The sequence below is a fragment of the Myxococcus stipitatus DSM 14675 genome, from assembly GCF_000331735.1.
In the GTDB taxonomy this organism is placed as follows: Bacteria; Myxococcota; Myxococcia; order Myxococcales; family Myxococcaceae; genus Myxococcus; species Myxococcus stipitatus.
Genome location: NC_020126.1, coordinates 3,921,612 through 3,947,410 on the forward strand (window position 1 = coordinate 3,921,612; position 25,799 = coordinate 3,947,410).

Consider the following 25,799-nt stretch of genomic DNA (forward strand, 5'->3'; position numbering starts at 1 on the left):
GCGTGGATTTCAGCGCGGCGGGAATTCTGCCATCGGTCTGTTATCGGTATCCAGTGTCCAGTTCTGAAAAGTGCAACCCGGCGACAGCGGGTCGCGAACGCTGGCCCGACGTAGGGGGAGGGGTGAGCTACAGGGTGGGAGTGGGAGGTTCCGCGCGGCGGAAGCTCCGGCCGCTCTTGAAGCCGCGCCATTCGACGTAGCGGCGGAAGTCGCGGAGGAAGGTCTCCGGGGGGATGCCGACGGAGCGGGTGAAGGCCTCGGTGAAGTCCGGTCCCTGGCTCATGGCCTGGAGGACGCCTCGGACGATGGGCTCTCCGTAGCGGCGGACCAGGAAGGTGAAGGCGTGGTGGGCGGCGCCGTACACGATGTCGCTGTCGCGCTGGTAGAGGGCGTCGGCCTGGGTCAGCGGATCAGCGGAGGGCCGGGCGCCCCAGAAGCGGGCGAGGTCCTCCAGGGAGGAGACCCGGTAGCCCTGCTCGGCGGTGTACGAGGCCATGCCCTCGCGGAACCAGACGGGGATGCGCTTGCGCGTCCAGCCCAGCCGGTCCGAGGCCACCTGGTACATCAAGCTGTGGGTGAGCTCGTGCAGCAGCAGCTCGTCCACCTGCTCCTGGCTTGCGCCCATGAGCGTCCAGGTGCGGGGGCTCTGCAGTTCGATCTGCTCGTAGCGGGCCCAGGCGCGGAGGAAGTCGTGGTCGGGCCGGTTGGCGGCGCGCTCCAGCGCGGCGTGGTTGGGGTGGAGGATGATGGTGACGGAGTCGTCGAAGGTGCCCCAGCGGGCCATGCGCGGCAGGGCGCGCTCGACGGCGAGGTGGACCTGCGCGGCGGCGGAGGTGTCCCGGTCCTGGAACTCGACGGTGATGCGCGCGCCGCTGGCGGTCGACGTGTCGCGAGTCTTCGCCGGGTCCCTGGGCGCCGTGGCGGGGGCCGGCGTGAGGTCGACGGTGGAGCGCCGAGGGGCCGCGCAGCCCGCGACGAGTGCCAGCACGGCCAGGAGCAGGGATGGCCGGAAGCGCATGTGTTCTTGCATCCAACCCCTCGTCACGAGCCTCACTCCGCTTCCAGCCAACGCAACACCGCGCGGCCCACGTCGGCGACGGTGGAGAACGACTCCAGCTCCGGCGCGGGTGGTCCGAAGTAGAGCACGGGGACCGCGTGGAGGGTGTGTCCGCGTGTGGACAGGTCCTCGACGTTGCCGTGGTCGCTGCACACCAGCACCCGGGTGTCCGAGGGGCGCGTGGCCACGACGGCGCGGAGGAAGGCGTCGAAGGTGTCCAGCGCGGCGTGCGCGGCCGTGAAGTCCTGTGCATGGCCGGCCTCGTCGGCCAGGTAGTGCTCGAAGAAGGTGAAGTCCGCGCCGGAGGCGATGCGCCAGAAGACCTCGGCGGCGTCGGCGGGGGAGCGCTCGGGGGCGGGCAGGCCGTAGGCCCGGGCGCTGGCGCCGGTGATGTCGTGGGTGAGGCCGTCTCCGGCTCGGGCGTCCTCCAGCGTGCGCAGGGGGACGTGGCCCGCGGCGAAGGCCAGCTTGGCGGCGGAGGGCTTCATGCGGCGCGCGGCCGCGGGGGTCGGCGTGAACTCCGGGGGCGAGGAGGTGGGGCGCCGGGGGATGGCCAGCGCGTCCAGGTACGGGGCGGGGTAGGCGTTGGCGAAGGTCGCGACGCGGCCCGCTTCCCCCAGCCGCTTGACGATGGAGCGCTGTGCGAGCAGCCCGCGCAGGGCGGCGTTGGGGTAGCCCAGGACGTGCTGGCCGAGGAGGACGGGGGCGGGCTCGCCCGTGAGGATGGCCGTCTGATTGGAGGCGGACTGGGGGCGCCCGGCCACGCCGAAGGTGGGGTCCACGACGAGGCACCGGCCGTCTTCCGGCAGGAGGGGGCCCGGGGCGTCCTGGAAGCAGGAAAGCAGGTGTTCACGGTGCGCCAGTGGATTGATGGCCGGGTCCTTCCGGCCAATGCCGACACCGTCGATGAAGAGGAGCGCGACGCGCACGGCCATGGACTGTATCCTCGAAACAACCCGCATGGCCCTCCACGGCGACCTCTTCAGTTATCCGCTCCCCGAGTTTCTTCAATGGCTGGACAGCTCCCGCAAGACGGGGACGCTCCAACTCTCCTGGGAGGCGGGTGAGCGGAAGCTCTTCCTCCTCTCCGGACAGGTAGGGGCCACCGCCTCCGAGGGCCTGCGCGGCCGCGTCGCCCGGCTCCTGGCGCTGGCGAAGCTGGCCTCGGGCGCGAAGGTGCTGGCCGCCTTCGACGAGCTGTCCCGCACGCCGGATGTCGACGCCGCCTTCGACGTGCATGGCCTCCAGGCGCGGTGGATTCGCGACCTGGGACGCGAGGAGTTGTTCGCGGCCATGACGGACCTGACCATCGCGGGACGCGGCACGTTCCATTGGACGGAGGATGCGGACCGCTCGGGCGAGGACTGGGTGCCGTCGGACATGAGCATCCGCGAGCTCCTGTTCGAGTCCCTGCGCTGGGTGGATGAGCAGCCGGACGTGGACAAGGCGCTGCCCATCGATGCGTTGAGCGTGCGCGCGTTGACGCCGCCCAGCCCCAGCCAGCCGCTGATGCATCGAATCATCCTGGGGCTGTGCACGAAGCCCCACAACCTGGGGCGCCTGCGGCTGTCGATGGGCGTGTCGCGCTCGTCGGTGACGCGGCGGGTGTACGAGCTGCTCCGGGCGAAGCTGGTGGAGGTGGACGGCGCGCCGCAGGTGGAGGCGGACCCGGTCGCGGAGATGCTGGAGAAGGGCGCGGTGCTGATGCGCGAGGGCCAGTTCGACGCGGCGGGCATCGTCTGCGCGTCGCTGCTCGCCAGCGACCCCGCGGACCGGCGTGTGCGCGAGTTCGCCCGGCTGGTGCAGCGCGAGCACGTGGCCGCGCTCTACTCGGAGATGCCGCCGCTGTTGATTCCCATGGTGGTGCATGACCCGCAGGGCATGTCGCTGCTCAAGCCCGAGGAGCGGCAGATTGCCGGCCTCGTGAGCGGCACGTGGGACGTGTCCACCATCGTCCTGGCGAGCCCCGCGCGGGAGCTGGAGACGCTCAAGACGCTGGCGAAGCTCCAGCGCATGGGGTTGTTGCAGCTCACCGCGCCTCGGTGATGCGCCTCCGCGGCGAGCCCCCATGAGAGTGGGGGCCCGCTGCACGGCGATGCGCTACTCGGAGGTGGGCAGGCCCACCGCGTTGAGGCGGACGAAGGTCTGCATCAGCACGTAGAGGGCGAAGGCCGCGTCGTCGACGCGCAGGTGCGTCTGGTTGCCCAGACCCTGGACGCGCAGGAGGTCGGCGCCATCCACGCGCAGGAGGAAGGCCTGCTGCGCCAGCGTGCCCTCACCCGCGTAGGCGAGCGCGCGCCGGATGGCATCCGCGCACGCGGTGACGCAGGTGGAGTAGTTGCCCGCGATGAACGCGGCCTCGGCGGCGCGCGCGTGGTCGAACAAGTCTCCCGGCGCGAGCGCACTCGCCGCGCCCAGCAACTTGGGTCCCGCCTGCGTGACGGCCGCGGGGGGAGCCACGGGCGCCACCACGGGCTCCACGCGCGGCGGAGGCGCGATGGCCGGGAAGGAGCCCGACGCGCGCTGCGGCACGGGCGTGGGCACCATCGCCACGGCGGGCCCATGTCCGGCCGGGACGGCGACGGACGGAGGCTGGCGGTGTTGCAGGTGCTGGGTGAGCTGCGCTTCCAGGCCCGCGGGCTTGGGGCTGCCCACGGGCGCCACCGGACGCGGCGGCGGGACGATGCGCTTGGCGCGCAGGTCCTTGATGACCAGCCGGGTGATGGCCTTGAGCGTGTCGAGCACGCCTTGCCCGTTGGTGGCCGCGGTCTCGAAGTCCGGCACGCCGCGCGGGTTGAGCTCCTGGCGGAGCTGCTCCACGGGCAGCACGTTCTCCAGGTCCCGCTTGTTCCACTGCATCACCAGCGGGAAGCGGTCCAGACGGATGCCGTGCTCGAAGAGGTTCTCCTCCAGGTTCGCCAGCGACTCGCGGTTGGCGTCCATGGCCTCCGGCTGGGAGTCCGCCACGAAGACGACACCGTCGGCGCCCTGGAGCACCAGCTTCCGGGTCGCGTTGTAGAAGACCTGGCCCGGCACGGTGTACAGCGCGAGCCGCACCGAGCAGTCGCCCACGCGCTCCACCTTCACGGGGAGGAAGTCGAAGAAGAGCGTCCGGTCGCCTTCGGTGGCGATGGACATCATCTCGCCCCGGTGCGCCGGGCGGACGGTCTCGTAAATTTTCCGCAGGGAGGTCGTCTTGCCGGACAGTCCTGGTCCGTAGAAGACGATTTTGGCGGCCACCTCGCGGGCCATCAGATTCACGCTGCTCACGGTGTCAGCTTTCCTAGAACGACTCGACGCTTCGCGCCAGTTGCGGACGGGACATTCGCCGGAGTCCCCACGAGGTATTCGGCCGCGAGCAAGGCGAACAACGCCGCTTCTTTCGCGCCTTCCGGAAATCCCAGCGTATCAAGCCGCCGGAGGGGAAGGGGTGCCAGGCGAGCCTCGAGCCGCTCCATCAGCCGAGGATTGCGTGTGCCGCCGCCGGAAACATACATGGCTTCGAGACTCGGCGCGCGAGGCGACCCCCACGTTTCGTATGCCCGCGCGATGCTCTCCACGGTGAGCTCCAGCGCGGTGGCCATCACGTCGTGGGGCCGCTCCGGGTAGCGCGTCCACAGCTTCTCCACCAGGGTGTCGCCATAGCGCTCGCGCCCCGTGCTCTTGGGTGGAGGACGCGAGAGGAACGCGTCCGCGAGCAGCTCCGTCAGCAGCTCGGGAATCACCTTCCCCTGTCGCGACAGCGTCCCATCCACGTCGCATGGCAGTCGCCCCTGGCTGACGCGACGCGCCAGCCCATCCAGCACCATGTTTCCAGGGCCGGTGTCGAAGGCGAGGGAGTCCTCCAGCCGGGTGCTGACGAGGGACACGTTGGAGATGCCGCCGATGTTCAGGAGCGCGCGAGGGGCCTCGGGATTCCGGAACGCCACCCAGTCGAAGTAGGGCACCAGGGGCGCGCCGTGGCCTCCGGCCGCGACGTCCCGGGTGCGGAAGTCGCTGATGACGGGCAGGCCCGTGCGCTCGGCGATGACGGCGGGCTCGCCAATCTGGAGCGTGGAGGGGATGTCCGCCGCGCCCGGCGGGTGATGCGCCATGGTCTGCCCGTGCGAGCCGATGGCGCTCACGTCCGACGGGGAGAGCCCCGCCTTCTCGATGGCCTGGAGCGCGGCGCGAGCGAAGTACTCACCGAGCTCGAAGTCGAGCTGGCTCAGCGAGCGCGCGTCCTGGACGCCCAGGATTCGCGTGACGAGGTCCGACGGGAAGGGGAGGGAGACGTGGGAAAGCAGCCGCAGCCGGGCCCCGCCGCCCGTGCCGGTGATTTCACACAGCGCGGCCTCGACCGCGTCCGCGCTGGTTCCGGACAGGAGTCCCACACACACGCGGGGACGTTGAGAATCCGTGACGGGAAAGGGGAGCCGCATACCCCCAATCTATGAATGACCTCCCACGCCCGGCCCCGGGGGGGAGGCTCAAGTGGGGCCGCGTGCGTGCGCGCGCTTACGTCTGGGCTCGGCGAGCTCGCGCAGGCCGTTGTCCCGAAGACGTTTGCGAGCGGCGCGGGCGGTGAGCCCGGTGAAGTGCATGGCCACGGCCACCTTCACCTCACCGCCCGACGCCTCCAGCAACCGGGCTGCCTCGGAGAGGGGGAGGTTCGTCAACTCGGCCACCATGCGCGCCGCGCGGGCCCGCAGCTTCGCGTTGACGGGCCGCACGTCCACCATGCGCCCGCGATACACCTTGCCGAGCGAGACGAAGGCCGCGGTGGTGATGGCGTTGAGGATCAGCTTGGTGGCCGTGCCCGCCTTCAGCCGGGTGGATCCCGCAACCAGCTCCGGCCCCGTGCGCGCCAGCACCAGCGTGTCCACGTCCGCGCGGGTCCGGGGGCGGTTGCAGCACACCAGCACCGTGTGTGCTCCGCGCCGGTGGGCTTCGGCCAGCGCACCTCGGACATAGGGCGTGGAGGCGCTGGCGGAGATGCCGCACACCACATCGAGAGGGCCCGCGGCGAATGCACGCACGTCCGCGGCGCCCGCCTGGGCGTCGTCCTCGGCGCCTTCCACGGCCTGGGTCATCGCCCGGCGTCCGCCCGCGATGCGGGACTGGACCTGCGTGGGCGTGCTCCCGAACGTAGGAGGGCATTCGCTGGCGTCGAGGACGCCCAGGCGTCCACTCGTTCCAGCGCCGACGTAGAGGAGTCTGCCGCCCGCCCGCAATGCATTCGCTACGGCCGTTGCTGCTCGAGCAACGGCGCGGAGCGCTGGGCGAACCGCCTGGACGGCGACGACGTCCTCGTCATGTAACCGGCGGACGACCGACCCGATGGAGCATAGATCTAGGTCGTCCGCGCGGGGGTGAAGCCGCTCGGTGGGAGGGAGTTTCGTGGATGATGCGCGAGAGGAACCCACCCCCGAGCGCCCGACTTCAAGCCGCCTTCGTCACCTTGCCCGCTTTGATGCAGCGGGTGCAGGCCAGAACGCGCTCCGTGCGGCCCTCGACGCTGGCCCGGACCTTCTGCAGGTTCGGGAGGGTTCGCTTCTTGGTCTTGTTGTTCGCGTGGCTGACGTTGTTGCCGACGAGCGGACGCTTGCCACAGATGTCACACTTCCACGCCATGACCTCTAACTCCTTGAAAACTGGGGCGTTGGACGCCTGCCGATTAAAGAGCGGCGGAACCTGCCAGAAAGCGGCTTGGAAATCCAGCCTTTCAGCCGTTTGGATCAGCCCTTGAGCGGATCCTTCTTCTTCAACATGACTTGAACCAGGCGGGCGGCCCGGACTCCGGCGAGCAATTCGCCCTCCAGACCGAGGCCCGGCAGCACCTCGCGGCCCGCGAGCAGCAGGTTCTTCACCGGGGTGCGCTGGGTCAAACCGGTGACGCCCAGGACGGCTTCCGACTCGAAGCTGTAGAGCGGGTGGGGCATCAGCCGCGTGCCGCGAGAGCCGCTGGCGTCCAGGTACGGCGCCGAGCGCAGCAGGCGGTGCTGGGCGGTGAAGGGCATCACGGCGTCCAGCTGCGCGTCGATGCGCGAGGCGAGCGTCTGGAGGTGCTCGTCGCCCAGCTCCCGGGCCGTCGCGGGCACGAAGACGCCGGCGCAGACCACGCGCAGCCCGTCCACGTCCTTGCCCTCCTTGCCTCCGCCGGCCGTGGCGCGCACGGGGTGGAGTTGGATCAGCATGGAGCCCAGCTCGGCGTCCTGCGTATCCACGAGCGACAGCTCGCCCATGCCACGGGGGAGCGCCGACTCCGGCACCACCCAGTTGACGGTGAAGAGGATGGACTTCGTCGTGGACTGGTCCAGGTGCTCCAGGAGCCCCCGGTGGTGCTTCTTGTCCGTCACCAGTCGCCGCAGCGCGCTGGAGTCCGTGGCGGCCACCAGGCACGCCGCGCGGTAGAGCGTGTCCGAGCGCACCAGCTTCACGCCCGCGAACTTGCTGCCCTCGAAGGAGAGCTCCTCGACGATGAAGCCCGAGGGGCTGTCGCGCCCGAGCACATCACCGCCCAGCTCCGCCAGCCGCCGCGTGAGCAGCTCCCGGAGGCCGTCATGCCCGCCGTTGAAGAAGCAGGGCGTGGACAGCACCTGGGACAGGGGCCGGGTGAGGGCGAGGGGCGACTCGGGGCGGTCCAGGTGGTTGATGAAGGGGCGCAGCGAGCGCACCAGCGCGGCGGCCGGGGTCTCCGCGGCCAGGTGGGGCGGGGCCTCCAGGCCCGGGTGGGCGCGGATGAGCTTCTTGAGGCCCCAGCCCTCGAAGAACCCGTCCGGGGGCAGGGCGGGCTGGGCCTTGAAGAAGGCGTCCGTCAACTCGTGCTGCGCGGTGGTGCCGGCCAGGGCGCCCAGGAGCGCCTCGCCCTCCTCGCCCAGCTCGCGTGTCACCTCGGCCTTGCGGCGCGTGGCGTCCGCGTGCAGGTCCATGCGGTTCTTCGGCATGACCAGCTGGAGCTCGGGCGCGTGGGGACGCAGCGCGCGCTGCACGGTGGTGGTGAGGCCCAGCTCGGAGAGGGCTTCCTCGATGGCGGGCATCGCCTTGAGGGGCGGCGCCACGAAGGGGGCATAGGGGAGCACGTAGCCGCCGTGCTCGTAGCCGGGGCCCATGCCGTCATGGTCCACCAGCAGGACGCGGTGGCCGCGCTTGGCCAACAGCGAGGCCGCGAGCGCACCGCCGAGCTGACTGCCCAGCACGATGACGTCATACACGTGCCGGGACGGGCCCGAGGGAAGCTTGAGTTTGGCTGCGGACGTCATGCGGCGGGGAACACTACACAACGTCCTCGGCCGTGGCTCCCTTTTGACGAAGGTCAAAGGGGAGGGGTGCTCCTGGCCCCGGGCTCAGGCCCTGGGGCCGAAGAGGCGCGCCTCCAGCTCCGGCGGAAGCGCGGTGAAGTCCGGGGCCGTCCAGCGCGCGCCGGCCTGGCGGAGCTGCTCCGCGGAGGTCGTGGTGGTGATGCCCACCACCGCCATTCCCGCGTCGCGGGCGGAGTTGACGCCCAGGATGGCGTCCTCGAAGGCGAGGCACTGGGAGGGCTCCACGCCCAGCCCCTTCGCCGCGGCGAGGAAGATGTCCGGGAAGGGCTTGCCGCGGGTGACCTCCTCGGCGCCGACGATGCGGTGGAAGACGGGGCGCAAGCCCAGGCCGTCGATGACCAGCTCGCGGTTGCCGTGCGGAGCGGCGGTGGCGATGGCCAGGGGGATGTGCGCGGCGTGCAGGCGCGCGATGAAGGACTCGGCACCGTGGTGCAGCCGCAGGTGGGGCCGGTAGAGGGTGCGGTAGTGGTTCTCCTTCTCGTCCGCGAGCCGCGCCAGTTCCTCCGGGTCGAGGGAGCGCTCGAGCAGCTCGGGGAGGATCTCCTCGTTCTTCTTCCCGGCGAAGCGCGTCTGGAAGTCGTCGGCGGTGAGCGACAGGCCGAGCTTGCGCGCGAGTGCCACCCACGCCTCATTGTGGAAGCCCATGTTGTCGACGAGGGTCCCATCCATGTCGAAGATGGCGGCCCTCAAGGGCGTGTCGGAAGGTGTCATGGTTCCCCCATAGCGCGGCCACGAAGGACTGGGGCCACGAATCGAGCGCGCCGGCAGCCTGGCGCTGATAATCCCGAGAGTCTCATGAGCGATGGCGTGTGGATGGAGATGCGTGGGTCGGTGGGCGTGCTGACGCTGAACCGCCCGAAGGCGTTGAACGCGCTGAACCTGGAGATGTGCCGGGCGCTGCTTCCCCAGCTCGACGCCTGGGCGGCGGACCCAGCGGTCAAGGCCGTGGTCATCCGGGGCGCGGGCGGCCGAGCCTTCTGCGCGGGAGGGGACGTGCGCGCGGTGGCGGCCTCCCTGACGGAGGCGCCTCCGCCGGGACAGGAGCGCCTGTCGCGTGAGTTCTTCCGCGCCGAGTACGCGCTGAACCATCGCATCCACCACCTGGGCAAGCCGTACGTGTCGCTCGTGGACGGCATCTGCATGGGTGGGGGCTTGGGGCTCTCCATCCACGGTGCGTACCGCGTCGTCACGGAGAAGCTGGTGCTGGCGATGCCGGAGACGGCGCTGGGGCTCTTCCCGGATGTGGGAGGAGGCTGGTTCCTGCCGCGCTTCCCGGGCGAGTCGGGGACGTACCTGGGCCTGACGGGCGCGCGATGCAGCGCGGCGGACGCGATGTGGCTGGGCTACGGGACGCACCACGTGGAGTCGGCGCGAGTGGACGCGCTGCTGGAGGCGATCATCGGCGCGGAGTGGGGAAGGGGTTCGGCGAGCGCGGTGGTGGAAGAGGTGCTCGCGCGCTTCCACGCGGATGCGGGAACGTCCGCGCTGGCCACGCAGCACGCCTCGATGGACCGGTGCTTCGCGGCGGAGCGGGTGGAGGACATCCAGCAGGCGCTGGAGCTGGAGGGCACGCCCTGGGCTCAGGAGACGTGGGCCACGCTGCTGCGCATGTGTCCGATGAGCTTGAAGGTGTCGCTGCGGCAGCTGCGCATGGGACGCGGCCGGAGCTACGACGAGATGGTGGGCCTCGAGTACCGGCTGAGCCAGGCACTGACTGCTCGCGAGGACTTCCGCGAGGGAATCCGCGCGGTGCTGGTGGACAAGGACGGCAAGGCACGCTGGCATCCGGGAACGCTGGGCGACGTCAAGGACTCGGACGTGGAGGCGTGCTTCGCGCCACGGGCTGGAGACGAGCTCGTCCTGTCGCCGCCGAAGTGAGTGGCTTGATGGCTTGCCGCTGATGGCGGGAGGGCTCTCGTCCGCGAAGAGGGGACAGGTCCGCGTCGCTGATGAGCCAGACGCCCTGCGAGCACGGCAGGGCGGTGGCGACGCCCTCGCCCGCGATGCGGACTACAGGTCCTCGTCGCTGACGACGGTGACGCCCTCGGAGCGAAGCAGCGCGGTGGTGATGCCCTCGCCCGAGCGCAGGGCTCCGGACTCGTAGACTCGCTGGCTTCCGCAAGAGGGGCTCTTCTCTTTCAAGAGGGCCACCGTGGCGCCGAAGCCGCGCGCCGCATCGAGGGCCAGGCGCGCACCGCGCTTGAAGTCCTCGGTGCGGTCCACGCGGGCCTCGCGCTCCAGCGCTTGGGCCTGTCCGCGCCAGACGTCGACACCCGTTCCACCACACAGGTCGACGGGAGGACGCGGAATCGGGAGGCCCGAGCCCACCTCGGGGCAGACGGGAACGACGGCCTTCCCTTCGAGCGCGGCGAGGACCTTCTCGGAGCGTTGCGAGCGGCCATCGTAGCGGCACGCCTCACCGAGCAGACACGCGCTCACGACGACCACGGGGGCCTGGTGCAGCGCTTCGCGTCGCTCCTCCGCGGACTGCTGCTTCGCTGCGCACATCGAGGTGGCCACGTCCGAGGAGGGCCGAGCCGCACCGGGACGCTCCGGCGAGTCCGTCACTTCTCCGCCCCGGGGCTTCGCAGCGACAGCTCGCTGGTGGTCGGCACCGCCGACACGCGAGTCCTCGTGCCGTCGCTCGACACCTGGCCCGTCACCGCGAGCCTCACCGCCAGCGGGTACAGCCGGTGCTCCTCGGCGAGGATGCGCGCGCCCAGGCTCTTCTCATCGTCGTCCGGCAGCACGGGCACCGCGGCCTGCCCGATGATGGGGCCCGTGTCCGTGCCCGCGTCCACGAAGTGCACGGTGCACCCCGTCACCTTCACCCCTCGCTCCAGGGCCTGCCGCTGCGCATGCAGTCCAGGGAAGGACGGGAGCAGGGAAGGGTGGATGTTCAAGACGCGGCCGGCGAAGCGCCCCAGGAAGTCCGCGCTCAACAGCCGCATGAACCCCGCCAGGCACACCCACTCCACGCCCGCCGAGCGCAGTGCGTCCAGGATGGCCGCCTCGAACTCCGCCTTGGAGGCATGCGCCTTGTGGTCCACCACCACCGTGGCGACCCCCGCCGCGCGCGCGCGCTCCAGGGCGTACGCGGTGGGGACGTTCGACACGACGCAGGCGACCTCGGCCGGAAAGTCCTCGCGAGCGCACGCGTCCAGCAGCGCCTGGAGATTGCTCCCGCTGCCGCTGACGAGCACGCCCAGCCGGACCCGCCGTCCGCTCATGGCTCGATGACCGCCGTGGCCTCGCCCTGGCCCGCTTCCACGCGGCCGACCTCGGAGGCCTCGACGCCTCGGGCGCGCAGCACCTCCAGCGCCTTCGCGACGTCCTCCTTCGCCACCACGGCGATGAGGCCCAGGCCCATGTTGAACGTGCTGAACATCTCGTCGCGCTCCACGCTGCCCAGCTTCGCGATGAGGTCGAAGATGGGCGGCTTCACCCACGACTTCTCACTCAGCACCGCGCGCGTCCCATCCGGCAGGCACCGGGGCAGGTTGCCCGGAATCCCGCTGCCGGTGATGTGCGCCATGCCCTTCACCTTCACCGCCGCCAGCAGCGCCAGCGCGTCCTTCACGTAGATGCGCGTGGGCTCCAGGAGCGCGTCGCCCAGCGGACGGCCCAGGCCCTCGGGCGTCGCGTCCAGCGCGAGCTTCGCGTCCTCGAGCAGCACCTTGCGCGCCAGCGAGTAGCCGTTGCTGTGCAGCCCCGAGGACGTCATCCCGATGAGCGCGTCCCCCGGCCGGATGCTCTTGCCGTCGATGATGGCCGACCGCTCCACCACGCCCACGCAGAAGCCCGCCAGGTCGTACTCGCCTCGCGCGTAGAAGCCCGGCATCTCCGCCGTCTCGCCGCCCAGGAGGGTGCACCCGGCCTGCTCGCAGCCCTGGGCGATGCCCTTGACCACCTCGGCCGCGGCGTCCACCTCCAGCCGCCCGGTGGCGAAGTAGTCCAGGAAGAAGAGGGGCTCCGCGCCACAGGTGAGGATGTCGTTCACCGACATGGCCACCAGGTCGATGCCCACCGTGCCGTGCCGGCCCGCGGTGAACGCCACCTTCAGCTTCGTCCCCACCCCATCCGTGCCGGCCACCAGCACCGGCTCCCGGTATTTGCCCGGGGGCAGGGCGAACAGCCCGCCGAAGCCGCCCACTCCGGCGACGACTTCAGGGCGCATCGTGCGCGCGGCGTAGGGCTTGATTCGGTCGACAAACGCGTCGCCGGCCTCGATATCCACTCCGGACTGCTTGTAGGTCGTTCCCACGCGCGGCCTTCTATCGACAGGCGCGCCCGTTGTCTCGGCCCGCGACATGCCGGTGTCGGGTTTGTGTCGAGCCGCCTGCACGTCCTGTCCCACCGGTCCCCACAAAAGGGAATTTGACCAGGGGGGGAGGGGCTGATTGACTCCTCGCAGGATGGGCGCCGAGGAAACCCTCTTTCAACGTTTCGGCAAGGAATTCTCCAAGGGCACCGAGCTCTTTCGTGAGGGAGAAGCCGGCCGTGAGATGTTTGTCATCCAGGCCGGCAAGGTCTCCATCTCCAAGAGGGTCCGGGATGTGGAGAAGGTGCTCGCGGTGCTGGGGCCCGGGGAGTTCTTCGGGGAGATGGCCATCATCTCCAACAAGCCCCGCAACGCGTCCGCGGTGGTCAACGAGGACGCCCGGCTGCTGGTCATCGACCCCAAGACCTTCGAGGCGATGATCCGCGGCAACGCGGAGATTGCCGTCCGGATGATCAAGAAGCTGGCCGAGCGGCTCTCCGAGGCCGACGCGCAAATCGAGAACCTGCTGCACAACGACCCGGCCAGCCGGGTGGTGCACCTGCTCATGCAGCTGACCGTCACGCGGGGCCGCCCCGTCGACGACGGCACGGAGGTCGACTTCGTCATCCGTGAGATGCCTCGCCAGATTGGCGTGGGCGAGCCCGCGGTCCACAACGTGCTGGAGCGGATGATCCGCGCGGGCCTCATCTCGCGCACCGGCGACCGAGTCACCGTGTACGACACGGTCAGACTCCACGACTTCCTCCAATACCTGGAGATGAAGTGGAAGTTCGGAGACCTCTAGCGTGAAGCTCCGTGTCCTTGGCTGCCACGGTGGCGAGCTTCCCACGTGCAAGAGCACGTGTTTCCTCGTCGACGACGTGCTGGCGCTCGACGCGGGCGCGCTGACGGGGACGCTGTCGCTGGAGGAGCTGTGCCGCGTGGACCATGTCCTCGTGGGGCACAGCCACTTCGACCACGTGAAGGACCTGCCGCTGATGGCGGACCTGGTCATCGGTCGCAGGGACAAGCCCGTCACCATCTACGCGTCGCGTGAGTGTGCCAAGGCCCTGCGCGACAACATGTTCAACAACGCGCTCTGGCCGGACTTCACCCGCATCCCGACCAAGCGCAACCCCGTCCTGCGCATCAAGACGTTCCGCGCCGGCGGCACCTTCGAGGTGGGGCCCTACACGGTGCGGAGCGTCCCGGTGAGCCACCCGGTGGAGTCCTGCGGCTTCATCGTGTCCAACGGGAAGAGCTCGCTCGCCATGAGCGGCGACACCGGGCCCACCGACAAGCTCTGGAAGGCGCTCAACGAGACGCGCAACCTCAAGGCGCTCCTCGTCGAGACCTCGTTCCCCAACAAGCTCCAGTCCCTGGCGGACATCTCCGGCCACCTGACGCCCGCCACCCTGGCGAAGGAACTCCAGAAGTTCGAGCGCAACGGGGCCTCCGTCCTCCTCTACCACCTCAAGCCGGCGTTCGTGGCCCAGCTCAAGAAGGAGCTGGCCCACATGCCGGTGGAGGTCCTGGAGCTGGGCGACACCTTCGAGTTCTAGCGGGGAACCGTCTCGTCCTGGAGGGCCGCGACGCGGCGCGCCACACGGAACGGTTGACGGGCGCGAACGGTCGGATTAACCCCCGCCGTCCCATGGCCTGGTTCTCGAAGAAGCCCCGCATCGCCGTCGACACCCAGCAGCAGCCCGAGCCCGGTCCGTCTCGCATGGAAGGCTTGTGGGCCAAGTGCGAGAGCTGCGACGAGATCATCTACCGGCAGGAGCTGGAGAAGCACTGGATGGTGTGTCCGCACTGCGACCACCACCACCCTTGGAACGCCCGCGCGCGCCTGGCGACGCTGCTGGACCCGTCCAGCTTCGAGGAGTTCGACAAGGAGCTGGAGCCGCAGGACCCGCTCGGGTTCAGCGACTCGAAGAAGTACAAGGACCGGCTGAAGTCCACGCGCAAGAACCTGGAGGAGAACGACGCGTTCGTCGCGGGCGTGGGCCGCATCGGCGGGCACCAGGTCTCCGTGGGCGCCTTCGTGTTCGAGTTCATGGGCGGCTCCATGGGCTCGGTGGTGGGCGAGAAGGTGACGCGCGTCTTCGAGCGCGCGCACGAGCTGAAGTGCTCCGCGCTCATCTTCTCCGCGTCCGGTGGCGCTCGCATGCAGGAGGGCATCTTCTCGCTGATGCAGATGGCGAAGACGTCCGCGGCCATCGCGCGCTTCCGCACGGGAAACAAGCCCTACATCTCCGTGCTGCTGCACCCGACGACGGGTGGCGTGGCCGCGTCCTTCTCGTGGCTGGGAGACGTCATCCTCGCCGAGCCCAAGGCGCTCATCGGCTTCGCCGGTCCCCGCGTCATCGAGCAGACCATCCGCCAGAAGCTGCCGGAGGGCTTCCAGCGCTCGGAGTTCCTGCTCGAGCACGGGATGATCGACACCATCGTCAACCGCAAGGACCTGCGCGCGAAGCTCGGGCAGATTCTCGGCCTCCTGGGCTGAGCCCGCGCTCCTGGAGCCGTGGACATGAGCGCGCCCAGGACCCCTGAAGAAGCGCTGGCCTTCCTCGCGCGGCTGAACCCCTCCGGCATCAAGCTGGGGCTGGAGCGCGTGCTCGAGGCCCTGGACGCGCTGGGACACCCGGAGCAGCGCTTCCGGGTGCTCCACGTCGCGGGCACCAACGGCAAGGGCAGCACCTGCGCCTTCGCCGCCACCGCGCTCCAGGCCGCGGGCCACCGCGTGGGCCTCTACACGTCGCCGCATCTGGTGCGCATCAACGAGCGCATCCGGGTGGACGGCGAGGACATCTCCGACGAGGAGTTCGGCCGCGCCATCCTCGACGTGCTGGAGCGATATCCGTCCGCCGTCTCGGAGCCGATGACGTACTTCGAGTTCGGCACCCTCGTCGCGCTGTGGCACTTCGCGCGCGTGGGTGTGGACGTGGTCGTCCTGGAGGTGGGCCTGGGCGGTCGGCTGGATGCGACGAACGCGGCGCGGCCCACGGTGACGGCGATCACCCCCGTCTCCTTCGACCACATGGAGTACCTGGGCCACACGCTCGGGGCCATCGCCGGAGAGAAGGCGGGCATCCTCAAGCCCGGCGTTCCGTGTGTGGTGTCGGCGCAGGAGCCGGAGGCGCTGGAGTCCATCGAAGTGAAGGCCCGCGCCCTGTCCGTCCCGCTGTGGGTGGAGGGCCGGGACTTCTCCGCCGAGCTCCAGTCCGATGGGAGCCTGTCGTACCGGGGGCCCACCTGGCGGCTGGAGGGACTTCGCCCCTCGCTGCGGGGACCCCATCAGCGGCAGAACGCCGCGGTGGCGCTGGCCTGTCTGGAGGCGCTCGACGCGCATGGGGTGCGGGTGTCCACCGAGGCCGCGAGGGCGGGGGTGGGCTCGGCGCGCTGGCCCGGCCGGCTGGAGGAAGTAGGGGAGCGGCCCATCGTCCTCATGGATGGCGCGCACAACCCCGCGGGTGTGGCGGTGCTGCTGGCGTCGCTCCGGGCGCTGTACTCGGGACGTCCCGTGCACTGTGTCTTCGGCGTGGTGGCGGACAAGGACCGGGGGCCGATGATGCGGGCCCTCTTCCCCGCGTGTGCTTCCGTGCAGCTGACGCCCTTGGACACTCCGCGCTCGCTGGCTCCGGAGGCCTACCTGGACGAGGCCCGCGCGCTGGTGTCCGACGTGACGGCGTGGCCGGACGTGGACGCGGCGCTGGCGGAGGCGCGCAGGCGAGCGGGCGCGGATGGCATCGTCCTGTGCACAGGCTCACTCTTCCTGGTGGGGATGGTGCGGGCGCGCACGCGCGGGCCCTGAAGGGTGGCCGCGAGCCGGCTGGACGACAGTGGCAAAGCCTTCCGGGGCTGTCTCCCGCCAGGTGGTGCACACGCGAGTGACCTTCCAGGGCGGGTCTTTTCGGCTCGAGTGCGCTGGGCGCGGGGGTGGAGGGGTTGAATCCTTGGCGCGTTGCATCAGCCGCCGTAGATTCAAGGCATGCGCCTGCCGGACTGGAGAGCCGCGACAACGACGGGGCCCGCCATCCCGTCCATCGACGAAGTCGACTTTCGGGCGCTGTATGTGAAGACGAACTACGTGGTGGAGACCGCGGACGGTTGGTCGCTGGTCATCACCCGTTACCGTCCGGTGAAGCAGCCCTTCGCCCAGCCGCTGTTCGGCGAGCCGCTGCTGCTGGTGCATGGCTTCTCGCAGAACCGGCACACGTGGACGAGCGGCCAGTTCGTCAAGAACCTGCTCTTCTTCGGCGTGGACATCCACATCCTGGAGCTGCGGGGGCACGGCAAGAGCTCGCTCGACTTCCAGCGGGAGAGGGCCGAGCGCTTCAAGCGCCCCGTGCCGCCGGACCTGAAGTACGGCTGGGACATCGACAGCTACTTCCTCTACGACTTGCCGGCGGCGGTCTCCGGGGTGAAGCGCATCACCCGCCGCGAGCGCATCTTCTACTGCGGCCACTCCATGGGCGGGATGCTGGGCTACGGCTACACCGGCATCCACGACGACTTCGAGGGCCTCATCACCATCGGCGCTCCGGCGGACCTGGGGCGCGGCTTCATGTTGCTGCGCATGCTGGCGCATGGCGCGCCGATGCTGGGCGGGATGATCGACCTGACGCTCGCGAGCATCAACGCGGGAGGGCAGGTGGGGGGCGTGGGGCAGAAGCTGCTGGCCCGGGGGCTGGGCGCGGTGAACTCGAAGCTGGGGCGCAGGCTGGAGCCCGAGTCCCGCGGCAAGCTCCGCTTCGACGCGGTGCCGGTGGACCTCATCCTCAAGTTCGTGGAGCGGCAGATCGGGAAGGCGGAGGACTCGCCGCTGTATCAGCAGCTCACGACCAAGGTGAACCGGCTCATCAATCCGGAGCGGGTGGGCTCGGATGACATCCGTTGGCTCCTGCGCGAGGGAGGGGAGCGCGAGCCCCGCAAGGTGCTGGAGCAGTTCGCCCGGTGGATTCGTCGCGGGGAGATGGTCTGCTACCGCACCGGCTACGACTTCAAGCGCGGCTTCGAGAAGATTCAAATCCCCATGGCCATCATCTTCGGGGACATGGACCCGCTGGCCTCGGTGGAGTCGACGCGCAGCGTGTATCGCGCGGCCAAGAGCGAGTACCTCCTCTGGCGGCCGGTGAAGGGCAACAGCCACATCGAGCTGACGATGGGGCACGACATCCGGCAAATCTGCTACGACATCAAGAACCTCATCGAGTACGCCCGGACACACCGCCACCGCTCGCCGGCCCTGCCGCGCCTGCGTTGAAGGGCCGTCCGGCTGGAAAGTTGGAGGGAAAGGCACGCGTGCTACCATCCGTGCCCTCTGTCAACGTGAACGGGAGTGGTTGATGAAGGCCTCAGCGGTGTGGCTGCTCGGCGTGGTGCTCGTGCCCTTCTGGGCGCTCGCGCAAGCCCCGGCGAACCTGAACACCATCACCAGCGTCCAGGTGAATGGCGGGACGGTGACCATCACCGGCTCGAAGAAGGCGAACTTCACCACCTTCACCATGACGGACCCGCCGCGGCTCGTCATCGACATCTCCGAGGCCGTCTTCTCCGACGTCCCCGAGGAGACGCCGGTGGGCAATGGCACCGTGACGGGCATCCGCACCGCCAGCTACGGCTCGGATGAGTCCGCCATCGCCCGCGTGCTCATCGGCTACGAGCGCGAGGTGGAGACCGACATCCAGGCCACGGACAGCCAGCTCGTCATCAAGGTGGTGGGCGGCGCGGGACAGGCCGTGGCCCAGGCTCCGGCCGCCACGGAGAAGCCCACGACGGATGGCTCCGCCGCCCAGGCCTCGGCCCGCGCGGATGCGGACCGTCAGGCCCAGGAGAAGGCCACCGCCGAGGCTTCCGCCCGCGCCGAGGCCGACCGCCAGGCCCAGGAGAAGGCCGCCGCCGAGGCCACCGCGCGGGCCCAGGCCGACGCGGAAGCCGAGAAGGAGCGCCAGCGGCAGCGGGATGCCGACGCGCGCGCCGAGGAGCAGCGCTCCGCCCAGGCCGCCGCCGACGAGCGCAAGCGCCAGGAAGAGGAGGCCCGTGCTTCCGCGCAGGCCGCCGCCGACGAGCGCAAGCGGCAGGAAGAGGAGGCCCGCGCCTCCGCCCAGGCCGCGGAAGAGGAGCGTCGTGCCTCCGCCCAGGCCTCCGCCGACCAGAAGAAGCGCGAGCAGGAGGAGTCGCGCGCGGCCGCGAAGACCGCCGCGGACGAGAAGCGCGCCGCCGCGCAGGCCGCGGAGGAGGAGCGTCGTGCGTCGGCCCAGGCGGCGAAGGACGAGAAGCGTGCCGCGGCGCAGGCCGCGAAGGACGAGGCCGCGGAGGCCCGCCGTCAGCGCGAGGAGGAGGCCCGCGCAGAGCGTGAGCGCCGTCAGCAGGAGCGCCTGGCCATGGCCACGCCCCGCGAGCGTCGTGAAGTGGCCAGCGGCGGGGACTCGGCCGAGGTGTCGTCGCGGCGCAAGACGATGACGCTGGTCGGGTTCCAGCAGCAGCCCGGGGCCTCGCGTGTCTTCATCCAGACGAATGAGCCGGCGCGCTACACCGTGAGCGAGCAGGGCACCGCGGTGGTGCTGGAGCTGGAGAACAGCCGCATCGACCTGAGCAACAACACGCGCCCGCTGGACACGTCCTACTTCAACTCGCCCGTCACCAAGGTGGAGGCGGACGCGGATGGCCGCAATGTGCGTGTCACCATCCAGCTCCGGCAGAACGCTCCGGTCCAGGCCCGGCAGGACGGCAACGTCATTTCGTTGGATTTTCAGCGCACGGCTCGGTGATAAGGGTCCGCGCGCGGCCGTGGCGCGGCATACCCTTCGCCCCTGAATGAGCCTCCTCGTTCCGCTCGCCGCTGCGCTGTTGATGTCCACGGCGCAGTTTCCGCTCGCCACCCAGGTTCAGCTCCCCTCCGGCGAGACGGTGGAGCTGGCGGCTGACTTCCTCACCTACGAAGCCGACAAGCAGCTCCTCACCGCGCGCGGCCACTGCGAGCTGCGCACCGGCGAGATGCTGCTGCGCTCGGACGAGGTGACCTACGACGAGGCGAACCAGGTGGCCACGGCCACCGGCAACGTCATGTTCGTGGGGCCGGGCGGCATGGCCGCCGTGGCGGACGACGTGAGGGTGGACATCCGCACCTTCGAGGCCACGCTCAAGGGCGGCCTCTTCATGCAGAAGAAGGGCGTCACCCAGGAGGCGATGCTCGCGGCGAAGAACCCCGAGGAGCTTCGCTCGATGGGGGAGACGCCCGTGATTCTCAGCGGCTCGCGCATCCGCCGCACGGGGCCCAACGCCTTCGTGGTGGATGACCTGGCCTTCACCCCATGCGAGTGCGGCCCGGATGAGCCCAGCTGGCGCATGGAGGCCAGCTCCGCCAACGTCGTCCTGGGCGAACGCGCCACGCTGTCCTGGCCCGTGGTGTATGTGCAGTCCGTCCCGGTCTTCGCGCTGCCGTGGGTCTACCTGCCCCTGTCCGAGCGGCGCACGGGCTTCCTCCTCCCCAGCCCGACGATCTCGGGCCTCAATGGCATCAGCGTGCAGCAGCCGTTCTTCCTCACGCTGGGGCGCAGCTACGACCTGACGATCACGCCGGGCTACTATTCGGGGTCGGGCGACGACAAGGACATCCGGCTCTACGACTCGGACCCGGTTCCCGGCCCTGATGCGGTCACGTTGTCGGAGTACAGGCTGCCTCGGAACGTCGGCGTGAAGGGCCCCAGGTTGCTCACGGAGTTCCGCTACGTGCCCAGCGAGCGGACCCGCGGGCGCGTCACGCTGGGGTTGTTGCACGACTCCCAGCCTCTGCGAGACCCCAGGACAGGCGACTTCTATTTCTACCCGACGCCCGAGGGGGAGATTCCGCGCTACATCGATAAGCCGCGGGGCTGGCGGGGCGAGGCGTCGTGGCAGCACCTCCAGGACCTGGGCTCGGGCTGGTTCGACCGGGTCGACGCGGCGTTCGTCTCGGACGGCTTCTACACGCGAGACCTCAACGCCGACATCCTCATCCAGGGCGTGGATTACCTGCGCAGCAACGCCACCGTGTATCAGCGCCAGGCGGACCTCTACGCGGGCCTGGATGTCTCACTGCGACAGGACATCCGCTTCGCCTATCAGTTCTTCAGGGAGAACCGGGTGCCCGCCGGAGCCAAGGATGCTCCGACGGGCTCGCCCATCCTGCCTCGGCCGAAGACCTTCCAGCGCTTGCCCGGCCTCGTGTTCGCGCTGCCGGAGCGTCCGTTGGACGGCCTGCTGGGGCTCACCGGAGGGTTGCGCGCGGAGTTCACGCGCCTGGCGCCCTACAGCGGGGGCTTTGGCGACGAGGGCGTCGACGGCATCTTCCGGCCCGACGGGCTGTATGTCCCGCTGGGCATCCAAGGCACCTCGCCCCTCGACCTGGGACAAGCCAACGGTCGCTTCGACCCGGGAGACCGCGAGGCGAGAGACCGCATCGACTTCACCTCGCGCCTCTCCACCTCCGTGGCCTTGGGGAACGTCGCGCGCATGACGCCCTCGCTGTCGCTGCGCCAGGATGTCTGGGCCGGCGAGTACTCCGGCAAGGCGTGGCAGCGGGGCTATCCCATCGCGGGGCTTCTGCTGGACACCCAGCTGGTCCGCACGTGGGAGGGGGAGAAGGCGGCGGTGCGCCACGCCATCACGCCCTCGCTGGAGCTGCGCTACGTGCCGGGCGGGTGGGGCAGCGTGCCCTTCGTGCGCGCGGGTGATGGCGACTTCGCGCAGCCCTACGACGAAATCGATTTCGCCGTCCCGCTCACGCGGGCAGGGGCCACCCGAGGCTTCCTCCAGGGGGTGCTGGCCGTGGAGCAGTCGCTGCGCCTGAAGACCGGCAACTGGATTCGCGAGCCCCTCCGGCTGCGCCTCGGGCAAGGCTTCGACCTGACGCGCTACGTGCCCGCGGCCAACAAGCCCGTGGATATCAACTCACAGCCGATCCTTCGCGACACCTTCGCGCGGGTGAGCACGAGCGCGGGCATCCTCAACGGCGGTGCGATGGTCCGGTTCGACCCGAACACCGGCCGCTTCACCCAGCTCAGCGCAGACTTCTCCATCGACGACGGCAAGGGGCACGCGCTCTACGCCCGCTATGACGACGTCCTCACGGTCAGCGACCGGGCCTTCAACCGCGGTGAGCCGCGCAACGCCGTGGGGCCGGATTCCATCCGACGCCCTCTGGATGCCTTGGTAGGCAGTCTATCCCGGGAAACGCCCGGTCTCTTTGCAACCGAGCGGACTCAGGCCCTCATCGCGGGTACGCGTTTGATGCTCGGATTTGGCCTCGGGGTGCGGTACGAAGCCTTGGTGCAGCCGCCCTCCCAGGATCCAACAAACCAAGAGATCTCACAAAACAGGATCTTCAATCCTCTCACACAACAGACACTGGGCGTGTCCTACGGTCCCGCATGTGACTGTTGGCGCGTCGAGGGCGTAGTGACTCTGCGGCGTGATCTCGGACTGGAATTTTCTGGTGTGAATTTCACGGTCGCGGGATTGGGTTCCTTCGGGTCAGGCGGCTAGGAATCACTCGGTGTGAACGGTGGTTCCCAAATCCCCCCCAGTAGCCAGGAGAAGTATTTCGTGTCGGACCTCGGAAAACGAATCGGCCAGCGCATCCGCGAGCTTCGTACGCAGAGGCCGGAGCGGTGGACGCAGGAAGAGCTCGCGGAGCGGGCTCAGATCAGCGTCTCCTTTCTTTCCATGATCGAGCGCGGCGAGCGCGTCCCCCACGTGGAGACACTCGCCGCCCTGGCCAACGCCCTTGGCGTCAGCCTGGGTGAGCTTTTCACTGGGACGGAGCAGACCCTTGCCCAGACAGAGGACCTGTTGCGTCCCCTGTCGGACTTCGCACGCGCCCGGGGCCTCACCGCCCGGGACGTGGACCGCCTGCTCGGGGTCGCCCGGGTGATGTTCAGCGGCACTGTCGCCTGAACACCCCCCTCCTGGACCCCCGTTGGACGCAAGGGGTCCACGGTCTTCCAGTCCTGTTCTTGACTGGACGGTAGGTAGACCGAGAAGATGGCGGAAATGCGCTGTGCGCTGCTCGCGCACAGCGTGGTTCCATCCTCGTCAAGGAGTCTTCGTTGATGCGTCCGGGTCTGGCCTCTCTGGTGGCCTTCACGAGCATGGTGTGGTTGGCGTGCTCTTCGCCGGCTCCTGCCACGCTTGAGTTCGTGGATCAGAATCCGCCCCGGCCTCGGCTGGGTGAAATCACCACGCTGCGCTTCCGCGCCGTGGACACGCGTGGCAGTCCGCAGGCGGGAACGCGGGTGACCTTCGCGCTCCAGTCTCCGGTGCCGGGCGTGGAGTTGTCGCCCACCGAGGGGACGACCAACCCCGGTGACGGCATGGTCTCCGTGCAGATTGTCGCGCGTGGCGGCCGGGTCGCCTCGGCGGTGGTCGTGGCCTCGGCGGGAGAGGGCGGGGAGGTCAAGACGGTCATCTCGCCCGTCATCGCCTTCGCTGGTACCAACTCCAGCTCGCGCCAGCTCACGTTCCAGTGTGGCTCGTTCGCCGGTGACGGCTCGGGTCTCCACCACGCCATCGGCGCCTGGGATGAGACGCGCCACCTCATCGCGGGCGTCAAGCTGAACTGCATCGCCCACGTGGGTGACCGCAACGGCGACGGCATCGAGGGCGCGCAGGTGTCCTTCCTCACGGAGGCCGGCACCATCGGTCCCTCCGCGACGTCCGTGACGGACGTGGTCGGCAACGCCCTGGTCCTCTACAAGACCTCGCTGCCGCTGCCGCTGGACGTGGAGCCGGGTGAGTTCACCTGGAACCCGACCAACGACTCCACGCACACGGGCGAGTACATCGCGCCGCTGTGGATGCACCCGTTCCTCTGGGAGGAGAACCCGGTGGCGGCCCACGGCAACACCGCGCCGCAGCCCTTCGTGACGCGCCCGGAGCCCCGTCGCCCCGACCCCATCCGGCCGGGAATCACCTTGAACCCGCGCGACAACCTGGTCTCCCTCATCGCCGTCACGGCGGGCGAGGAAGCCTTCGACGACAACAACAACAATGGCCAGTGGGACCAGGGCGAGCCCTTCGTCGACCTGACCGAGCCCTTCGTCGACAGCAACGACAACGGCACGTGGGACGCGAACGAGCGCTTCGTCGACACCAACGGCGACGGTCGCTGGAACGGCAAGAATGGCGCCTTCGATGCCTCCACGCTCATCTGGGCGCAGGAGCGCATCATCTGGACGGGCTGGCCGCACGCGCTGGACCGCCCGGAGACCGTGCGTCAGCTCATCCCGGCGCCCAACGCGCCCCCCGTCGCGATTGCCCACTTCAGCTCGGCCCGCTCCACGTTCCTCGTGGCGGACCCCTGGTACAACCGCATGGCCCAGAACTCGGATGGCGATGGCTGCAAGGGCGGCGCCGAGGGCCCGGTGGAGATCGAGCCGTTCGTGACGGGCGTCATCGCCTTCACGTACCCCTCGTACCACATCGAGCAGTACATCATCAGCGACCGGCACGATGAGACGCAGGAGCCGCAGCCGGGGCCGTTCCCGTCGGCCGTCAACTGGAAGGCCGACGCGACCTGCACGTACACCGCCGCGCAGCTCGAGGGGCACAAGGCCTTCGTGGCCGCTCCGACGCTGTCGGGCACCGTGCTCTGATGTAAACCAGCGGGCTCCCGGAGAAGTACCCATTGACCCCGGGAGCCTGCATCCGTAGGGTCCGCACCGGCTGATTGAAGAATCAACCGGCCGGTGGAGGACGTCGTGGGCCAGAGCAAGTCGGCGGCGGACAACGGCAACCGCGAGAGCGAACGCCGCCGGACCATCCTGCGTGCGGCCATCGATGTGTTCGCCCGCAAGGGCTACCACGGCTGCCGCATCGCCGACGTCGCCAAGGAGGCCGGTGTCGCCTACGGCCTCGTCTACCACTACTTCAAGAACAAGGATGAGCTGCTGGAGACCGTGTTCGACACGGGCTGGAGCGGCTTCGTCACGCGTGTGCGCGTGGTGGTGGAGGGCGAAGGTTCGCTGGAGGCCAAGGTCCGCGGCGTGGTGGAAGTGGCCTTCGAGGCGTACCGCGTGGACCCTCGCGCGGTGAAGGTCCTCATCCTGGAGATTGCGCGCAGCCCCGCGGGCTCTCGCATCAACCGGCAGACGGCCTTCGTGGACGCCATCCGCTTGAGCTCGGAGCTGTTCACCCGGGCGAAGGAAGCGGGGGAGCTGCGCGCGGACGCGGACCCGCTGCTGTCCTCCGCGCTGCTCTTCGGCGCCATCGAGATGGGGCTGACCGCCTTCGTCACGGGACTCGCGGACTCGCGGGATGCGCAGGCGCTCGAGCGCGCCAAGGCGCAGATTGCCGACACCTTCCTTCACGGCGTCCTGGTCGGCGCGTCGCCAGGCGCGGAGAAAGACGAATGGAAGCCGGAGACGTCCTCTACGAAGTCCAAGGCCCCCAAGCCCTCCTGACCGTCAACCGGCCCAAGGCGCGCAACGCCTTGTCGCCCTCGGTGGTGAAGGCGTTGATGGATGGCCTGGAGCGCGCGGACGCGGACTCCGCCGTGCGCGTGGTGGTGCTCACCGGCGCGGGCGAGAAGGTCTTCTGCGCGGGCGGAGACCTGGGGCAGATGACGGGTGACGCGGGCTTTCTCTCCACCCACGAGGGGCGCCGCTCCTACGGGAAGCTGCTGGCCCGCTTCCAGGAGGTCCGCAAGCCGACGGTGGCGCGCGTCAACGGCCATGCGCTGGCCGGGGGCCTGGGCCTGGTGCTCGCGTGTGACCTGGCGGTCGCGGTGGAGGGCGCGGACCTGGGCACGCCCGAAATCGACGTGGGCTTGTTCCCCATGATGATGATGGCGCTCTTGCAGCGCCACGTGGGCCGCAAGCGGGCGCTGGAGCTGGTGCTCACCGGCGACCGGCTCTCCGCGCGCGACGCGTTGTCACTCGGGCTGCTCAACCGCGTGGTGCCCGCGGCGGAGCTGGATGGCGCGGTGGCGGCGCTGGCCCACAAGCTCGCGGGCAAGAGTCAGTCGGTGCTCGCGCTGGGGCGCCGCGCCTTCTTCACCGCGGAGGACCTGCCCCTGCCCGCGGCGCTGGAGTTCCTCGCGTCGCAGCTGTCGCTCAACGTGCTGGCCGAGGACGCCGCCGAGGGCGTCTCGGCCTTCCTGGAGAAGCGGCCTCCTCAGTGGAAGGACCGCTGAGCTGAG

General features: G+C 69.7%; 24 protein-coding genes. 13 read left to right on the top strand and 11 right to left on the bottom strand.

Translation table 11 applies throughout. The features are described 5' to 3' along the window. Window positions 1–127: 127 nt before the first annotated feature. Both MYSTI_RS15300 and MYSTI_RS15305 read right to left on the bottom strand, forming a co-directional pair. Window positions 128–1,030: a gluzincin family metallopeptidase gene (locus tag MYSTI_RS15300; protein ID WP_015348670.1), complete on the bottom strand. Its 903-nt coding sequence runs from the start codon at window positions 1,028–1,030 to the stop codon at window positions 128–130. Window positions 1,031–1,050: 20 nt separating this feature from the next. Then, window positions 1,051–1,986: a metalloenzyme gene (locus MYSTI_RS15305; protein WP_044283682.1), complete on the bottom strand. Its 936-nt coding sequence runs from the start codon at window positions 1,984–1,986 to the stop codon at window positions 1,051–1,053. 31 nt (window positions 1,987–2,017) lie between these two features. Here MYSTI_RS15305 and MYSTI_RS15310 point away from each other — a divergent pair, with 31 nt between their 5' ends. Beyond that, window positions 2,018–3,103, top strand: coding sequence for a DUF4388 domain-containing protein (locus MYSTI_RS15310; RefSeq protein ID WP_015348672.1), 1,086 nt, complete (start codon window positions 2,018–2,020; stop codon window positions 3,101–3,103). 54 nt (window positions 3,104–3,157) lie between these two features. Here MYSTI_RS15310 and MYSTI_RS15315 read toward each other — a convergent pair whose 3' ends face one another. The 6 genes from MYSTI_RS15315 to MYSTI_RS15340 all read right to left on the bottom strand — a co-directional run bounded on the left by MYSTI_RS15315 (window position 3,158) and on the right by MYSTI_RS15340 (window position 9,069). Beyond that, window positions 3,158–4,327, bottom strand: a complete 1,170-nt coding sequence (locus MYSTI_RS15315; RefSeq protein ID WP_015348673.1) for a GTP-binding protein — start codon at window positions 4,325–4,327, stop codon at window positions 3,158–3,160. After that, on the bottom strand, window positions 4,324–5,478 hold the full coding sequence (locus tag MYSTI_RS15320; protein ID WP_015348674.1) for an anhydro-N-acetylmuramic acid kinase: 1,155 nt from the start codon (window positions 5,476–5,478) through the stop codon (window positions 4,324–4,326). Before MYSTI_RS15320 ends, MYSTI_RS15315 begins: the two co-directional genes overlap by 4 nt. Window positions 5,479–5,526: 48 nt before the next feature. After that, window positions 5,527–6,462: an N-acetylmuramic acid 6-phosphate etherase gene (locus tag MYSTI_RS15325; RefSeq protein WP_044280347.1), complete on the bottom strand. Its 936-nt coding sequence runs from the start codon at window positions 6,460–6,462 to the stop codon at window positions 5,527–5,529. A 16-nt stretch (window positions 6,463–6,478) separates the two neighbouring features. After that, on the bottom strand, window positions 6,479–6,670 hold the full coding sequence (gene rpmB, locus MYSTI_RS15330; RefSeq protein ID WP_015348676.1) for a 50S ribosomal protein L28: 192 nt from the start codon (window positions 6,668–6,670) through the stop codon (window positions 6,479–6,481). 104 nt (window positions 6,671–6,774) lie between these two features. Next, the gene (locus MYSTI_RS15335) at window positions 6,775–8,298 is read right to left on the bottom strand and encodes an NAD(P)-binding protein (protein ID WP_015348677.1); all 1,524 of its coding nucleotides are present in this window, start codon (window positions 8,296–8,298) and stop codon (window positions 6,775–6,777) included. Between the two features lie 84 nt (window positions 8,299–8,382). Continuing rightward, window positions 8,383–9,069, bottom strand: a complete 687-nt coding sequence (locus MYSTI_RS15340; protein ID WP_015348678.1) for an HAD family hydrolase — start codon at window positions 9,067–9,069, stop codon at window positions 8,383–8,385. Window positions 9,070–9,153: 84 nt separating this feature from the next. On the opposite strand from MYSTI_RS15340, the gene MYSTI_RS15345 reads away from it, so the two are divergent. Continuing rightward, window positions 9,154–10,236 carry an enoyl-CoA hydratase/isomerase family protein gene (locus tag MYSTI_RS15345; RefSeq protein ID WP_015348679.1) on the top strand — a complete coding sequence of 361 codons (1,083 nt, stop codon included), beginning with the start codon at window positions 9,154–9,156 and terminating at the stop codon, window positions 10,234–10,236. A 132-nt stretch (window positions 10,237–10,368) separates the two neighbouring features. Here the strand turns inward: MYSTI_RS15345 and MYSTI_RS15350 are convergent, their stop codons facing one another. From MYSTI_RS15350 to purM, 3 genes are read right to left on the bottom strand one after another with little or no spacing between them, the layout of a single operon-like run. Continuing rightward, the gene (locus MYSTI_RS15350; RefSeq protein ID WP_015348680.1) at window positions 10,369–10,866 is read right to left on the bottom strand and encodes a 2-thiouracil desulfurase family protein; all 498 of its coding nucleotides are present in this window, start codon (window positions 10,864–10,866) and stop codon (window positions 10,369–10,371) included. Window positions 10,867–10,922: 56 nt separating this feature from the next. Then, window positions 10,923–11,588 (bottom strand): phosphoribosylglycinamide formyltransferase, encoded by a 666-nt coding sequence (gene purN / locus MYSTI_RS15355; protein ID WP_015348681.1) that lies wholly within the window; start codon window positions 11,586–11,588, stop codon window positions 10,923–10,925. Next, window positions 11,585–12,622 carry a phosphoribosylformylglycinamidine cyclo-ligase gene (gene purM / locus MYSTI_RS15360; RefSeq protein ID WP_015348682.1) on the bottom strand — a complete coding sequence of 346 codons (1,038 nt, stop codon included), beginning with the start codon at window positions 12,620–12,622 and terminating at the stop codon, window positions 11,585–11,587. Before purM ends, purN begins: the two co-directional genes overlap by 4 nt. A gap of 151 nt (window positions 12,623–12,773) precedes the next feature. Here purM and MYSTI_RS15365 point away from each other — a divergent pair, with 151 nt between their 5' ends. The 11 genes from MYSTI_RS15365 to MYSTI_RS15415 all read left to right on the top strand — a co-directional run bounded on the left by MYSTI_RS15365 (window position 12,774) and on the right by MYSTI_RS15415 (window position 25,793). Continuing rightward, window positions 12,774–13,424 carry a Crp/Fnr family transcriptional regulator gene (locus tag MYSTI_RS15365; protein WP_015348683.1) on the top strand — a complete coding sequence of 217 codons (651 nt, stop codon included), beginning with the start codon at window positions 12,774–12,776 and terminating at the stop codon, window positions 13,422–13,424. Between the two features lies 1 nt (window position 13,425). Further along, on the top strand, window positions 13,426–14,181 hold the full coding sequence (locus tag MYSTI_RS15370; protein ID WP_015348684.1) for an MBL fold metallo-hydrolase: 756 nt from the start codon (window positions 13,426–13,428) through the stop codon (window positions 14,179–14,181). 92 nt (window positions 14,182–14,273) lie between these two features. After that, complete coding sequence (accD, locus tag MYSTI_RS15375; RefSeq protein WP_015348685.1) at window positions 14,274–15,125, top strand: acetyl-CoA carboxylase, carboxyltransferase subunit beta; 852 nt, start codon at window positions 14,274–14,276, stop codon at window positions 15,123–15,125. Window positions 15,126–15,149: 24 nt separating this feature from the next. Continuing rightward, a complete protein-coding gene (locus tag MYSTI_RS15380) occupies window positions 15,150–16,433 on the top strand; it encodes a bifunctional folylpolyglutamate synthase/dihydrofolate synthase (protein ID WP_015348686.1) in 1,284 nt (427 codons plus the stop codon). A 177-nt stretch (window positions 16,434–16,610) separates the two neighbouring features. After that, window positions 16,611–17,885: an alpha/beta fold hydrolase gene (locus MYSTI_RS15385; protein ID WP_015348687.1), complete on the top strand. Its 1,275-nt coding sequence runs from the start codon at window positions 16,611–16,613 to the stop codon at window positions 17,883–17,885. An 82-nt stretch (window positions 17,886–17,967) separates the two neighbouring features. Next, window positions 17,968–19,392: an AMIN domain-containing protein gene (locus tag MYSTI_RS15390; protein ID WP_015348688.1), complete on the top strand. Its 1,425-nt coding sequence runs from the start codon at window positions 17,968–17,970 to the stop codon at window positions 19,390–19,392. A gap of 46 nt (window positions 19,393–19,438) precedes the next feature. After that, window positions 19,439–22,147, top strand: a complete 2,709-nt coding sequence (locus MYSTI_RS15395; RefSeq protein WP_015348689.1) for an LPS-assembly protein LptD — start codon at window positions 19,439–19,441, stop codon at window positions 22,145–22,147. Between the two features lie 60 nt (window positions 22,148–22,207). Further along, window positions 22,208–22,558, top strand: coding sequence for a type II toxin-antitoxin system RelB family anti-toxin (locus MYSTI_RS15400; RefSeq protein WP_015348690.1), 351 nt, complete (start codon window positions 22,208–22,210; stop codon window positions 22,556–22,558). A gap of 242 nt (window positions 22,559–22,800) precedes the next feature. Continuing rightward, a complete protein-coding gene (locus MYSTI_RS15405; protein WP_233278282.1) occupies window positions 22,801–24,255 on the top strand; it encodes a hypothetical protein in 1,455 nt (484 codons plus the stop codon). A 105-nt stretch (window positions 24,256–24,360) separates the two neighbouring features. After that, window positions 24,361–25,062, top strand: a complete 702-nt coding sequence (locus MYSTI_RS15410) for a TetR/AcrR family transcriptional regulator (protein ID WP_015348692.1) — start codon at window positions 24,361–24,363, stop codon at window positions 25,060–25,062. Further along, on the top strand, window positions 25,011–25,793 hold the full coding sequence (locus tag MYSTI_RS15415; protein ID WP_015348693.1) for an enoyl-CoA hydratase/isomerase family protein: 783 nt from the start codon (window positions 25,011–25,013) through the stop codon (window positions 25,791–25,793). Before MYSTI_RS15410 ends, MYSTI_RS15415 begins: the two co-directional genes overlap by 52 nt. The last annotated feature ends 6 nt before the right edge of the window (window positions 25,794–25,799 follow it).

What these genes read in the sequence shown, in the direction of transcription:
- MYSTI_RS15300 (WP_015348670.1), bottom strand. Translation starts at nt 1,030, where the DNA reads ATGCAAGAACACATGCGCTTCCGGCCATCCCTGCTCCTGGCCGTGCTG.
- MYSTI_RS15310 (WP_015348672.1), top strand. Translation starts at nt 2,018, where the DNA reads ATGGCCCTCCACGGCGACCTCTTCAGTTATCCGCTCCCCGAGTTTCTT.
- MYSTI_RS15320 (WP_015348674.1), bottom strand. Translation starts at nt 5,478, where the DNA reads ATGCGGCTCCCCTTTCCCGTCACGGATTCTCAACGTCCCCGCGTGTGT.
- rpmB (WP_015348676.1), bottom strand. Translation starts at nt 6,670, where the DNA reads ATGGCGTGGAAGTGTGACATCTGTGGCAAGCGTCCGCTCGTCGGCAAC.
- MYSTI_RS15335 (WP_015348677.1), bottom strand. Translation starts at nt 8,298, where the DNA reads ATGACGTCCGCAGCCAAACTCAAGCTTCCCTCGGGCCCGTCCCGGCAC.
- MYSTI_RS15340 (WP_015348678.1), bottom strand. Translation starts at nt 9,069, where the DNA reads ATGACACCTTCCGACACGCCCTTGAGGGCCGCCATCTTCGACATGGAT.
- MYSTI_RS15345 (WP_015348679.1), top strand. Translation starts at nt 9,154, where the DNA reads ATGAGCGATGGCGTGTGGATGGAGATGCGTGGGTCGGTGGGCGTGCTG.
- MYSTI_RS15350 (WP_015348680.1), bottom strand. Translation starts at nt 10,866, where the DNA reads ATGTGCGCAGCGAAGCAGCAGTCCGCGGAGGAGCGACGCGAAGCGCTG.
- purN (WP_015348681.1), bottom strand. Translation starts at nt 11,588, where the DNA reads ATGAGCGGACGGCGGGTCCGGCTGGGCGTGCTCGTCAGCGGCAGCGGG.
- MYSTI_RS15365 (WP_015348683.1), top strand. Translation starts at nt 12,774, where the DNA reads ATGGGCGCCGAGGAAACCCTCTTTCAACGTTTCGGCAAGGAATTCTCC.
- accD (WP_015348685.1), top strand. Translation starts at nt 14,274, where the DNA reads ATGGCCTGGTTCTCGAAGAAGCCCCGCATCGCCGTCGACACCCAGCAG.
- MYSTI_RS15380 (WP_015348686.1), top strand. Translation starts at nt 15,150, where the DNA reads ATGAGCGCGCCCAGGACCCCTGAAGAAGCGCTGGCCTTCCTCGCGCGG.
- MYSTI_RS15385 (WP_015348687.1), top strand. Translation starts at nt 16,611, where the DNA reads ATGCGCCTGCCGGACTGGAGAGCCGCGACAACGACGGGGCCCGCCATC.
- MYSTI_RS15390 (WP_015348688.1), top strand. Translation starts at nt 17,968, where the DNA reads ATGAAGGCCTCAGCGGTGTGGCTGCTCGGCGTGGTGCTCGTGCCCTTC.
- MYSTI_RS15395 (WP_015348689.1), top strand. Translation starts at nt 19,439, where the DNA reads ATGAGCCTCCTCGTTCCGCTCGCCGCTGCGCTGTTGATGTCCACGGCG.
- MYSTI_RS15415 (WP_015348693.1), top strand. Translation starts at nt 25,011, where the DNA reads ATGGAAGCCGGAGACGTCCTCTACGAAGTCCAAGGCCCCCAAGCCCTC.